Below are 14,113 nucleotides of genomic sequence, written 5' to 3' on the forward strand. Positions count from 1 at the left end.
GTCTAATTACCTAAATTATCATTTATGATAGATGACACTAAGACATTACAATGCCACTATCGTACTCTTTGATGAAAAAAGAAGCCTCGACCACTATAAAAGTGACGAAAGCTTCTACTAAGCTTTACTCCAAATTAAGGCTCATTTGGGGTGACCGTGAGTCTATATTCAGCATGAAAGGTTCCATATACGGCCGTTATCACGGAGGTTCCCGCACGCAGCGTGCTCACCGTTCCCTCGGCAGATACCGTTGCTACACTCACGTTACTGCTGCCATAGGTTACTCCTGTTACCCCGTTCACTACAGTGCTGTCATTGTAGCTTGCGCTCACCGATAACTGGGTTGAGCCTCCGGCCTGCACAGCTGTAGAGCCGGCAAGCGAAATACCCGACAATGCGGGACTGCGCTGCTGCTCAAACGCTTCCACTGCCTGAAGAAGAGTAATGTAAGCTGTGTTCAGCTGCGATGTGTTAACGGCGCTCAGCTTCATGGGTGAAGTGGTCGAGTAAACGACAAAGTATCCCGGACCTGTTAAAGGATTAATGCTGTCAACCTCGTCAAACACGAGTTGATCGTCGACATACATGACCAGGCGGATACTCCCGCTTACCTCTATCGCTCCAAATTTCAGTTTATGCTTGGTGCCGCTTGTAATCTGGGTATTGGGCAGTACGCCAAAGCGTGGTGTGAAACCAGCCAGTTCCCCAAACAGCATTTCCCTCGTGCCATTGACCCACTTCTGTACCTCCCACACATCTTCCTTCACAATGATCATATAGCTGCTGGCTCCTGTTCCCATCGCAATTGCGGGATTCGAGGAACGAATGGCAAAGCTGGGCCAATCCCCTTCACTGTACGTATACTGCATATTGAGCTCGAACAAATCGCTGCCAAAGGTTTGCCTCTCATAGCCTACACCTCTGCCGAATACTTCCACGTAACCATCCTTAGGCGTAATCGGAGAGGTCCATCGATCCAGATCCCGCAGCATTTCATTACTGACGGCACTTCCGGGATTCAGGCTTTGCAGGTAGTCTTCTGCCGAATCTATTGCATTCTGCAAGCCAGTCTTGGAACCTGCGGCATACTCCCCATAGTCTGCTCCTTCCGATGCATTGTCGTGCATCTGCACGGCTTCTGAAATCGTGCGCTGCAATATTGCCTCATTTACAGATATTACCTTATAGGAGTAGCCCAGCATCGCGGAGTTAAGCGCAGACAGCGCCGAATCCACCGCCTCCTGCGTGGAATTCGCAGCATTGCTGACAAGAAGAGCGGCTGCAATTGCTGTGGACAACGCCTCTCTGACCTCGCCCGTATATTGACCTGGCTGCGTTCCCTCCGAGGTAGTGCTGTACAGCTGTTGTGCCTGGCTGATGGCTGTATGCAGCCCGTTGAAATCAGCTTGCTGATTTTGCTGGTGGATGAACCAGAACGTAATAGCGCTCAGCTTGTCGAGCGCACGATAGTAGCTGTTTGGCAAAGCACCCGTCTGATTCGCTGTAACGTCCGCTTCGGAGACTGCAGTCTGGAGCACCAGCCTGGAGCCCGGCGCATACTGCCCGATGATTTCGCCTTCTACAGCCTGGGCGTGCAAATTTTGTGCCAGTAACACCGCTGCCTGCAGTGCTGCCTGATCTGCTTCAGCGACTTCAATAACCTCAAACTGGTCCAGGTAATAGGAAGCTGTGCCAGTACCCGCTGCGAATTCAAAGTAAACATAGGGCTCTGCTCTTACTTCACTGCCATTATACGAGTAAACTCCGGATATTACCGTCCATCCGTCGCTACCGACCGTTCCCTCTGCTACGGTGACGATTTCATTGGCAGGAATGGCTTGAGGCCCGAAGCCCAGCTTGATGGCTCCCTGCTTGCTACTGCCGGATTCCAGCTTCACCCGCACCGACAGCTCGTAATTCATTCCTTTTTGCATAACGATTTGCTGTTGGATATGTCCATCCTCCGCTGTTCTGTTCACCTTGGCTGCATAGACCCCTTTGAACCGTGCAGAGGCTGTCTTGGCAAAAGTGGCGTCGACGGGCAGCCATACATTGTCCTGTCTCGTTTCAAAGCTGGAATTCCGCACGACATTGTAATGCTCTGGATCAGTGAGATCGCGATATTCGGGCTGGAGGCCAGCCTGCGCAATAATATCAACAGCTTCCGAAGGCCAGATGGCGTCGGGAACCACATGCATTTGGGCAAAGGTATTATTCGTTCCTTTATCGTTGATAGCCCCAGTCGTCGTGTAATTTCCAATAAACCGGTTGTCAGACATGACCGCACGGCTCAGGTGGGCAAAAAGCGGTGCCAGCGGTTTGTTTTTCGTGCCATGGTCCTGCCATACCGGACTTTTATTTAAATCAATCACGTTGTTTTGCGCCAGCCACCAGTTGGAGTAATTGTCCGGGAAAAACACACCGCCGTTATTCAACTGGTCCCTCACATAATTGCCAGTAATCCGGTATGCAGGCTCGTCAATCGAGCCGGCTGTCCTTCCCAGCGAATAAAAAGCACCGCCGTCGTAAAGCCCCGTACCCATCAGATTATCGATATAATTGTTCTGGATATAAACATTTTTCGTAACAACAGGCTGATCTACCTCGTGATGCCAGCCGAGATGAATGGCCGTATAGGGAATATTTCTGATCTCATTAAAACTGATGTTCAAGTCGCTTCCATGAGCAACCGATATCGCGGATGCCGGTTCATACTCGATCCCGATCGTATCGATATAATTGTTGACGATATCTACATGGGATAAAAGCAGATTTGGATTGTCGGTCGCTTTTTGCGGGGTCGAGGTATAAGGTTCTTCGACATTCACCGCACTGCCGGAAATATCACGGAAGGTGTTGCCTCGAATCGTGCTGTTCTTGATGCCATTTTTCATGAACAGGCCGGTGCTTCCCAGATGCGTAAATTCATTTCGTTCAAAACCGATATTCCGGGCTGACTGTACGGTTATAGCAGACTCCGGAAGCCTGCTGCCGGCATCCCGCACCGTATTATTCTGATTGGCATGATTGCCGTGGATAAATTCAGGTCTTAGCCACCCCGCATGCTGGAAGCTCAGATTCTCAAATACAAGATCGTGGACAGGCTGCTCCGGGGAAGCTCCCTTCAGCGTCAGCAGTTCATCGACTACAGGCCGGATCACCTCAACATTCAGCATATTCTCGCCTGCTCTGGGCTTATAGTATACATATCCCGTACCACGGTTCAGGTACCACTCGCCTTCGGAATCCAGCAGCTCATAGGCATTCTCATAATACTTCAAATGGTAATCGGCGTAGAGCTTCGGTCCGGCCGTACCGACGGCATACTGCCATCTGACCGGATTCATCCGGATCGTGGCAAACCCGTCGGCTGCCGTAATTGTATCTACCTTGATCCGATGCTGCATCCAGTGGGATTGGTAGACGAACTCCAGGTCCTGCGGCCGGCTCCAGCCCGCCAGAAAGGTATCCGTAGTTGTGTGCCCGTAGTCGGGCTGGAAGGTGACTTCAGCGGGAGCCAGTTCACTCCTTGCCCTCACGGCACGCTCGCCATTAACATACAATTGGCGGGTATCGACATCGGTGCCGACAAATGCCTTGTAAATGGATTTTTGTTCATCATGAAGTGTCCAGCCGGTTATCTGCTTGCCACCGCTGATGACGGGCTTTTCGCCGGGATAGGCACGGTAAATGACCTTGTGGCCGTTAAATCCGGAATCACCGGCGTTGAAGGTAAGCGTGCTTGTTTTTATTGTGTAATTTTCATAAGTGGCCGGCACCACTCTCGATGTGTAGCTGGACGAATAATCGTACTTTCCGCCACGCAGGTATACGGTTATATCGCTGAACATGTTCGTATTCATCGTCCGCACTTCATCCCTGGCTCTTTCAATCGTCTTGAATGGCGCCATCTCGGTTCCCGCATTCGTATTGCTGCCATTGACCGGATCTACGTACAGAGCTGTTCTGGTATCATAATGGATTTCGAGAGGCTGACTTAGTACGGGACTGCCTGCCAGTCCATAATGGTCAACCGGGGTAACCTCGAACTTCACATATTTGCCGCTGTAAGCTGTGGCGACCGTCAGCGTTGCAGCATTCTGCCCCTCCAACACAGAGTAGCTGCCGTTTGCCGTATCCGCCATATGCCACCGATAAACTGAACTTCCTTCCGAATCGCCATTAGGATCGGCGTACTCATAGGTACCCGTCAGCAGTTGGCCCGGAATTGTAACGCCATACACAGCAGCATGAACAGCCGTAGGCGCAGTGTTGGTCGCTGAAATATAAACCGGAGCACTGTAAACCGCTTCTCCGACGGATGGAGCCGCACTGCTGCGCGGAATAATTTGCAGACGGATGTATTTCTCGGCATCGAGAGCAGTCAGCGTGTACAAGCTTCCTGTCTGCTGATCGGTTATCCCCGATGCGCCGGCAATTGCCGTAAGTGGACTCGCAGGCTGCTCTGACCTCCACCATTGGTAGGTCGTGCCCTGCTCACCATCTCCATTCGGATCGCTGTACGTATAATGCCCCGACAGGGTTTCTCCGATGACGAATCTTCCTGTTATAGCCGTGTTGAGCGCTGCAGGAGGAATTTCGCCTACAGCCACGGGTAAATATCCGGCAACAAGACTATCGGAAGCCAGTGTGGCCTTTAGCGTGTATACGCCAGCCGTCACGGTCGGGGAAACTGAGAGCACCCCTGCTCCGCTTATAGCGAGTCCCTGAGCAGGAGCCGACTGCAGTGACCAATTGACAGTCTCGGTCTCCATCCCCGCTGTAGTACCATATTGATTGAATACCGTCGATTGGTAAGTGATAGCGGTTTGCTGTCCTGTCTCCGGTACAGCTACCCTCACAGGCCCGGAAATCGATATGCTGGCTGGAAGCAGCAGTTCGGTTACAGATACATCATCGACATTAAAGGTATTCGTTGAATTGTAATCGGTTTCAAAATACATGCCCACGTTGACCTGCTCCAGCTGACCCGTATACGTATGCGTGCCTGTAATCTGTACCCATTGACTGCCCAGCGTACCGGTTACTGCTATTTTCGGATAACCGCTGCCACCTGATGTATAGGTGGGATCGGAGGAGGTGGGATAATCCAGTTTGATGTAAATGTACTTTTTGCCTTGGCTGGCCGGGTTGAGACGTACCCAGGCGGAGAAGGCATAGGTTACATTTTTCTTTAATACCAGCTCCTGCCTCAGGTGGCTGTATGAGGTATCACGCGGCGTGAATTTGCCTGAGGCGCTTCCGCTGTGCTTAAGCACCGTATCCTTTTCAAGCAGGGCGGGACTTCCCGGCTTAGCCAGCCACGGAGAAAGGGCAGCGTCCTCAAATCCGGGATTTTGCACGATGTTGCCGACTGTTTCACCTGCGGCATATGTCTGGGAATTCCAGGCCTGCGGCATTAGCAGGCTGCAGATGACAGTAAAAATGATTAGAAATCGAACGCTTTTCTTCATGCTTGATTAGCCTCTTTTCCTTTGGAATAAACCTTTGTGTTAACAGGAGTCAACGTTAATATCCACTCCTCTTGTCATCTTCCATGATTCCATACTGGATCTGATACTAATGAAAAGCAGATACCCCTCATCGGTCAATCCGTTTGCTGTATGTAAGCAAGTGATCATCGAATGAGGGATATCTGTTGGCATATGTACAAGCTGTGCAAAGCGGGAATCCCCGTTGTCTACTGATCAATGCCGCTATCAGGACTGCCCGGTAAGCCGCCTCTTAGGGAGTCAACGCAATAACTGCATGCTGCTTCAGACATTGCAAGCGAATACGAGTTGAGCGCCCGCCTTCCGCCCTCGTAAGCTCCACCAATCCGCCCGATGGGGAATGTGCTTCACGCCATACACCCGGAATCTCGATGGTGATTGGTCTTGTCGGTGTAAAATCCTCCGGATACATCAGCGTTTCCTTACCTGACGGCACATGCAGAAAGCTGTGCGGAACATTAAGCAGATGGAACGTAATCCGTTCCTGCTGCTGCCAAACCGTAACAACAACGTTCGCTGGAGCATCTGTCGTGAACGGCGGCGTCACGCGCTCTGCCAGCAGTGAACGGACGGCCTCACGGGTACGACGGCTCGGCTGCTCCGCGTAGCCCGCGCCGATGTTGGCAGCCATCCACACGGCCGCCCCCTTGCCCGCCTTGCGGCGTACAATCGCTTCCCCCTCAATGAGTGGGTGCGCATCTTCAGGCAGCTGGCTGTGCCGGGGCTGCGGCACGCGATATTGCCCGTAGGCCAGCACCTCGCAGCCTACCGTGCGGATCAGGGACGACGCACCGGACAGCATTACCCGCGTCGGCAGTCCAGCTCTCAAGAGCGCCTCACTGCCGGCAGCATCACGTTCAGCACCTGCGCTGCTATCGATTTCTGCATTTCCAACATGTCGAGTAAACCCGTCAGCCTCGCTTAAATCGCGCAGAGCTAGCAGTGGACGCGAAAGCTCACTATCCCGCCAGGTCACACCGAACCAGGCATCCAGCGCTCCTGCTCCGCTATCCCGCAGCTCGCCCCATTCGTCCAGGATGCCGCTAGCGCCCGTTATGAGCAGCAGTCCTCCCTGCTCGACGTAATGCCGCAGCTCAGCTGCCGACGCATCAGACAGGCAGCGCACATCAGGAAGCACGACCGCTTGATAGCGGCTCAAGTATTCGCCTGTCAGCATGTTATCGAGCAGCACCTCTGATGGCAAATGCAGCGAGTTCAGCAGATTATGCATGCCATGGACTGCTTTCCAGGTCTGCCATGTATCCGGCAGGCCGTCATTCCCGCCGATATGGGCGTAATCCTTCGTGGCTCCGGACAGCACCAGCCCTATGCAGCCAGGCTGTACGCCGCCCACATAATCGGCAATTGGATTAAGCGCTGCCGAAAGCTCAGTAATAAGCTCTGCATACTCGGTCGGGAACGCTTCGAAGCCGAAGCTGGCAAATCCGCCGGAGGCAGCAGAGCACTGGGCATGAAACAGCATGCTGGCCGGCTCGGGTTCCGGTATCGCTGCCGAGTTCTGTGCCGCGTCACGGAAATAATCCCATATTTCCGTTGGGTAATTATCGTTCAGTGCGTGTAATATTTTGTGCTGCAGCAGCACCTGGTAAGGGCGCGAGCAGGACTCGGAGGCAATCATGCCCTCCATCGGCATACGCCGCAGCGGCGATCCGCTCCGCTGATCATGCCCAATTCGGTTGAAATAATTAAAAACGACAATCGCCTCCGGCTTCCGTTGGCGAACGTAACCACTTAGCGAGCGCCAATAATCAGTGAAGTTCTCATAGCGCCATTCTATAAATCGGCGGAAGGACGGATCGCGAAAATCAATCGCGGTCGGAATCTCCCTGCCGGATTCCCGTAGGTACAGCTCAGCGCAGTAGGGGCAGCGGCAGGCCATCCGACCGCTGCTATCGCTGTGCAGGTAGCAGCCGTCAAACCAGATCCCGTCAAAACCGAGATCGCCGACAACCTCCAGGCAGTACTCCTTCAGCATTTCGCCATAGGGAGAGTTATGGCAAATAAATTGATCGTCGCGGGGCGTATTGCCTCCTTCTCTCTCCTCCCAATATACGTAGCGCCACTCCGGGTGCTGCTCCGTAAGCAGTGGGGCTGTGTTCAGGTATTCCCAGCTGAACAGGGCAATTCCGCGCAAATGCGCCTCCGATACGAGCCAACGGTATAATTCCGTATCCGCATCCTCCCTAAAGGGCAGTGTCCGGCTCTCAAACAGTGGAAACGAGCATTTGGCCGACACGCTGTACCACCATGCCTTCACTCCTTTAGCCTTCAATAGATCGAGAATCGTGATGAGCTCCTCGCGCGTATGCATGCTCCGCCTTGGACGGAACTCCAGCCTGTAGGGGGTGTAGGCATACCCACCGCCATCCTGTTTGCCAAACTGCTTCATCCTGTGCTCACTCCCGTTATTTTTGTTCATAAAGATCCTTCATCAGAATCGCCTTGTCCTTGTTCTCCTGATACCATTTATCAATAAATTCATCGACCTTCGCTCCGCCAGCCTTCTCCCATACAGCCTTGCTCTCCTGGATGAATTGATCAGCCGTATAGGCGCTGCCGCTAACGATCATCTTGTTGGCCAAATCAAGAATCGTTTTGTTGGCATTGCTGTTAATTTGCTCCAAATCCTGAGGAAGAACCGGCAAAAACTCTTTTACGGTAATACCGGGCATTGGCGTCTGCGGGTTCACGTAGATCTCACGAGCTTTTTTCAAAATTTCGCCCATATCCTTCTCCGCAGGTGTCGGGTTCAGCTTCTTGTCCAAACCGCTGCAGTTATCCGGTGCAAAATTGGCCAGCATATTCATATCTAGCGCATAGCTGACTTCTTTTCTGAATTTGTCGTAATCGATTTGCTCCGGGCAGCCGTTGGCAGCCTTGTTATAGTGGACCCCTTCCGTACCGTTGGCAATCATCGTTTCAAACGCCTCGGTCGACATAAAATCAATCGTTTTCATAACGGCGACGGGATCCTTAGCTGCAGCGTTAATACCTCCCGTAATTTGAATTGGCGTGTTCAGCATCGGACTGAACTGTCCGAACTCGGTTTTGGGCAGCGGGATCACGATAACTTCAGCATCGGGCACATTTTTCTTAAGCGTTTCATAAGCTTTTACATCTGTGCCGCCTATCGTGCCGCCACGGATTCCGACCTTACCGTTGATCCAGTCCTGGAACAGCTTCTGCCCGTTTTTATCAGATACGAAATCTTTATCGGTGTAACCCGCGTCATAAATCCTTTTCTGGTAGGACAAGGCTGCTTTCAGACGGTCCCAGTCATGAACCACCTTGCCGTTGTTCAGAACCCAGGGATTCTGCCCCGTCCCGTTCAGCGTAAATCCATTGCCGAACATAAAATTCAAGACGATGCCCGATACAAAGCTGAGTCCGATCCCCTGCGTATCCTTCTTGCCGTTGCCATCAGGATCCTGTTCGGTGAACGCTTTACCTACAGCCAGCATCTCCTCGGCTGTAGTCGGTACCGGCAGATTCAGCTTCTTCAGCCAGTCTGCACGGACATAAAGAAACTGCTGTGGATCATTATTGTAGGGACGAGCCAGGAAATACATTTTACCATCGGGCATACTTGTCGCCTTTTTAATCGCCGGGTACTGCTCCAGCCGCTTTTTGTATTCGGTGCTGCTCTTGGCGATCAGATCATCCAAAGGCATTAATTGCTTTTGGGTGTAGAGCTGGCCCAGGTAGGAACGGTCGAACTCCAGGATCAGGTCAGGTGCGGAGCCTGAGGCAAACAGCACGTTAAACTTTTGCAGCGATTCGAAGCGCGGGATCGGTACATACTTGATGTTCGCCGGCCCCTTTTCCGTCAGGTATTGGGTCCAGCGGTTGTTATCGATCGTACCTTCCTCGGCAGGCACATTACCCCGGTCATAGATGGACATAGAGATCGACCCGCGTTTCTCGGGTGCCGCCGTGCCTTCCTTCTCCCCAGCCTGTCCAGATGGCGCTTGGCTCCCACTGCAGCCTGCAGCTGCCAGAGCGGATGTCGCCAATACCGCCACTGTTAAAGCTAATCGTGTATTCATTCGTCCGGCCATTTTTCCGATTAAGCCTGATTTGATTTTCATTGGTCAAGACCTCCCATATCTGATTAAACGGCAATTAAAATTCCCAGCTCTCGAAGCTATCCTTTGACCGCCCCGATCATCACCCCTTTCACAAAATATTTTTGCAGAAAAGGATACACGGCCAGCATCGGAATGATCATGACCATAATACCAGCCGCTTTAATGCCCTCGGGCGTTACATCCAGCGTCTCCCCTGCAGCCATTTTGTTAACCTCCTGCAGCAGTGACTGGCTGCGGACCATTTGCTGGATCATGACCGTAAGGTTATACTTTTCCGGGCTGTTGATATAAATCAGAACATTGAAAAACGAGTTCCAATACTGTACTCCATAGAACAAAGCAATCGTCGCCAGCATCGGCAGCGACAGCGGCAGCATGATACGCATCAGCAGCTTCCACTCTCCACAGCCATCCATGCGTGCCGCTTCCTCAAGCTCCTCGGGAATATTTTCAAAAAAAGAGCGCATGATCAGCATATTGAACGTACTGATTAAGCCCTGCAGCCACAAGGAGCCATAGGAATCGATCAATCCCAGCTCCTTGATGACCAGATAGGTCGGGATCAGCCCGCCCTGAAACAGCATCGTGAACACGATCGCCAAGGTTAAATAGCGGCGGCCGTAAAATGCTTTGCGTGATAACGGGTACGCGGCAAGCGTTGTAAACGCCATACTAAGAGCAACACCCAGAAGTGTAATCACCACATTGTTCATAAATGCCCTTACGACCGGCGTGCCTCTAAGCAGCATCACATACGACTCCAGTGAGCTGTCGATCGGCCACAATGTCACGAAGCCGGACAGCACAGCATCCTTGCCGCTAAGCGACAGCGAAGCCAGATGCACCAATGGAAGCAGGCACAGCAAGCCTGCGGCTGCCATCAAGATATAATTAACGGTGTAAAATAACCTTTCGCCGAATGTGTCCTTCATCTCCGTTTCCTCCTCACCATAATTGACGGTTGAACCGCCGGGCTATCGTATTGGCGAGCAGGACCAGTACCAGTCCGACCAGCGATTCGAATAGTCCAAGCGCAGCCGTCAGGCTGAATTGACCTCCCTGCAGCCCGGTACGATAAATGAAGGTGCTGATCACCTCGGATACGTTGGACACGATCGAATTTTGCAGCACATACACCTGGTCGAAGCCGACCTCCATGATCCTGCCCATTGCCAGAATCAGCATCAGCACAATCGTTGAGCTTAAGCCTGGCAGCGTAACATGACGGATCTGCTTCCATTTGCCGGCTCCGTCCATGCTCGCCGCTTCATACAAGCTCGGATCGATGGTCGTTAATGCGGCCAAATAAATGATTGCGCTAAAGCCCGCTTCCTTCCAGATACCGGAGCCGAGGAAGATGGATATCCACGACCATTCATGGAACAGGAAGGCATACGGTTCTCCCCATATCGCCCCAACACCGCTGTTGACGACCCCTCCCTGCGAAAACAAAGTGATCACGATGCCGCCGACAATGACCCAGGAAAAAAAATGCGGCATATAGACGAGCGTCTGAACGGTTCGTTTAAACCAGGTTCGACGTACCTCGTTTAGTAAAATAGCCAGCGCAATCGGAAAAGGGAATCCAACAAATACCGAGAGCACGCTGAGCAGTAACGTATTGCGAATAATTTGCACCGACTGGGCCTGTGTGAATAAGTTGTCAAAATTGGACATCCCGACCCACTGACTTCCCCAAATCCCTTCATAGAACGTGTAATTTTTAAAAGCAATGACCAGCCCCAGCATCGGCGCATATTTGACGATCAGATAAAAAGCAACCACCGGGATAAACATGATCCAAAGTGGAATGTTTTGTCTAAACCTGCGACCGTGCCAAAAAGGGCGCCGCTTCGCTGCCAGTCTGCGGCTCTCGTGTCCCGTCAGCTTTACGGGTGTGCGGCTTGCCTGCTTCGCTTCCATGCAAATCCTCCTTTCCTTCATCCATGTGTCTGATTCGTTCTGCTCCCTGCTCTTGGCACTTTGCGTACTTGCTGCCTGCCCTCGCTGAACGATACCAACATAACCCCAGGTCCCGCCCTCTGGCAATAAACCGTTTTCTCGTAAGTGAATTTGACGCTTTACGGTATTCGTGTATATCCGCTGCCACGCTTTTCCTTATGGAAATAGCAAAAAGCTGCCTGGCAAAGCCTCGGCAGCCACATGAATTTCTTTGATTCTCTCACAGCCTCCGCAATTCCTGCTCCTTACGGAAATCGCCTGGCGTCATGCCAACGAGCTTTTTAAAAACGCGGATAAACGAAATCGATGACAAGTAACCCGTACGCTCGGAAATTTTCTGTACAGATTCACTCGTTTCCGCCAGTAACCGCTTCGCGTGCTCGATTCTCACCCGGGCAACATAATCGACGAATTTCTCGCCGATCTCCTCCTTGAAGATGCGGCTGAGCGTCTTGATGTTAACCTGATACGCTTCGCTGATATGGGTTAAAGACAAATCAGGTTCGGTGTAGTGGTCGCTGACATAGGAGCATACCTGTGCCGCAAGCGTATACTGCTCACGCTGCATACGCAGCGCTTGCAGCGGCTGATCCGCTTCCCGCAGCAGCGGAAGCAGCGCCTGACGCGCCGCCTCTGCCCATTCAAATTCATCTGGTATTTCATGAATACGGTCAAGCACAACAGATGCCCATACCTCCTGTTGTTCCTGCGGAAGCTCATATTGCTCCCGCTTCAGCTGTGCTTTAAAGGTACGTATGGAAGCAGTCAAATCCTGACGTGAATAGATGCCTTCAGCCAGCGTTTGAAAGGTATGACCAAGCAGCATTTCCCAATCGGCATTCCCCAGCCGGAACCATTGGGCGGCTTCCCTCATTTCCTGCAGCAGTGGGTCAATGTCTGTTCCTTCCGATAACAGCTTCAGCTGTGGATCATACACAGTCACCCGGTTCGGACCCAAGGATACCTTGCGCTCGGCTGCGACAGCAGATTGCTGAAAGGACAATGCTAAATCCGCAATATCCTTCACCAGTCCGCCAATACCAATCGTAACGGTAAATTTGAGATACTGCTCTACCCATGCCCTTGCTTTTTCGGACAAGGCTTTAATCTTGAGCAGCATATGCCGCTCACCCGCCGCTTCGCCAAAGCGGTATAACAATCCGAGTCGGTGAGGCGCCGTCCATTCTGTCCACAGGTTTTCCCCTTCCTCTTCGGCGATTTCCTGAATCGCGCTGCGCAGCGTGAACTTGAACAACGCCAGATCCCGCTGTGAATATTGCCTGGAAAAATCGGGAAATAGATCAATTTCCACAATGGCAGCCACGGCAGACCCCACAGGTCCGGGCATCCCCACCTTTGCAGCTTCCCGCTGCCACTCTTCCCTGGAAAGCATCCGCGAACCTTCCATAACCTCCTTATACAGATGGATGCGTCTGTATTGGATGCCTTCCTCCTGCTGCTGCTCGAAGCTGTTGGTCTGTTCAATCAGACTCTCGAGCGCACTGTCTATAAAAGCAAATTCGTCCTCACCTTTGCCGCGGCTCACATGGCTGTTCTTCTTCTCGGCAAACGTATGAATGCGCCCCAGAATTTGCTCCAAGGGTCGATAATGCCTATGGCTGATATAGGTCATGGCCGCGATTCCGGCAATAACGGCAGCTAGACCAAGCACGAACCAGATATAGGAAAAGGTCGATATATATGAAACCAAGCTTTCCGATTGCAGTCCGACATGCAGAGTCCAGCTCGTATAAGGTGAGTTCAGCTTCATATCTTCCGTATCTGCCAGGGAGCCATTGGCCTGCTCACCCGTACAATAACGGTCAAAGCCAGCAAAGCTTCTTCCAGTCTCATCAGACATGCATAACAAGGGACTGCCCTCCGGATTCATATCCCAGAGTAGACCGGCCAGCGAGCTTGCTCTGACATTGATGACGATCAATCCCTGTTCACCTGAATAATAAGGAACCTTCTTGATCAGCGAGACGACACTTTTGGGCTGATTCTCCTCTGCAAACAAATACAAGCTGCGGATACCGCTCCACATATAAGGACGATCATCCTTCATCACACTCTGTATAAATTCCTTATCTCCGAACTGCGGAAGCTCCGACACAAAATGGTGCATCAAAACCTTATTATCCGCAGCTCTGTACAAATAAACGGAATCAATCATCGGCAGTGGTGTCATAAAGTCACGAACAGCTCCTGTTACCTCATAATATTCATAAGGAGCTTGCCCACTCGGGCTCTTGAAATAGGAAGCTACCTTATCGTTTAACAGCAAGTTTTTGCTGGCCAACGTATCGATATTATGCAGCGTGCTATCAACAATTTGCATGACCTGTCCGGCGAACAACAAGTTTCCCCGCAGGGTTTGCTTTTTCATCATTTCGCTCGTCGTCAAAAAAAACACCAGCATCAGGCAAAAGACCACAGCGAAGAAAATGGGAATATAGGATAAGATTAATCGATAAAGCCATTTTTTCTGCATCCTGTTCCTCTCCCGTATTCATTGGACATCTTTAT

The 14,113-nt window shown here is 51.7% G+C and carries 6 protein-coding genes; all 6 read right to left on the reverse strand.

Annotation, left to right across the window (positions count from 1 at the left end):
* Nucleotides 1-134: 134 nt before the first annotated feature.
* Entirely contained in the window at nt 135-5,474 is a 5,340-nt protein-coding gene (locus NST47_RS26990) for a carbohydrate binding domain-containing protein (protein WP_341157884.1), read from the reverse strand.
* 271 nt (nt 5,475-5,745) lie between these two features.
* On the reverse strand, nt 5,746-7,953 hold the full coding sequence (locus NST47_RS26995) for a beta-galactosidase trimerization domain-containing protein (protein WP_341157885.1): 2,208 nt from the start codon (nt 7,951-7,953) through the stop codon (nt 5,746-5,748).
* Nucleotides 7,940-9,622 carry an extracellular solute-binding protein gene (locus tag NST47_RS27000; RefSeq protein ID WP_341157886.1) on the reverse strand — a complete coding sequence of 561 codons (1,683 nt, stop codon included), beginning with the start codon at nt 9,620-9,622 and terminating at the stop codon, nt 7,940-7,942. Before NST47_RS27000 ends, NST47_RS26995 begins: the two co-directional genes overlap by 14 nt.
* Before the next feature lie 56 nt (nt 9,623-9,678).
* Nucleotides 9,679-10,554 (reverse strand): carbohydrate ABC transporter permease, encoded by an 876-nt coding sequence (locus NST47_RS27005; protein ID WP_341157887.1) that lies wholly within the window; start codon nt 10,552-10,554, stop codon nt 9,679-9,681.
* Between the two features lie 13 nt (nt 10,555-10,567).
* Complete coding sequence (locus NST47_RS27010) at nt 10,568-11,545, reverse strand: ABC transporter permease (protein WP_445667401.1); 978 nt, start codon at nt 11,543-11,545, stop codon at nt 10,568-10,570.
* A gap of 259 nt (nt 11,546-11,804) precedes the next feature.
* Nucleotides 11,805-14,078, reverse strand: a complete 2,274-nt coding sequence (locus tag NST47_RS27015) for an AraC family transcriptional regulator (RefSeq protein ID WP_341157888.1) — start codon at nt 14,076-14,078, stop codon at nt 11,805-11,807.
* Nucleotides 14,079-14,113 lie beyond the last annotated feature (35 nt).

The sequence above is a fragment of the Paenibacillus sp. FSL H8-0034 genome (assembly GCF_038000305.1).
Taxonomy (GTDB): domain Bacteria; phylum Bacillota; class Bacilli; order Paenibacillales; family NBRC-103111; genus Paenibacillus_S.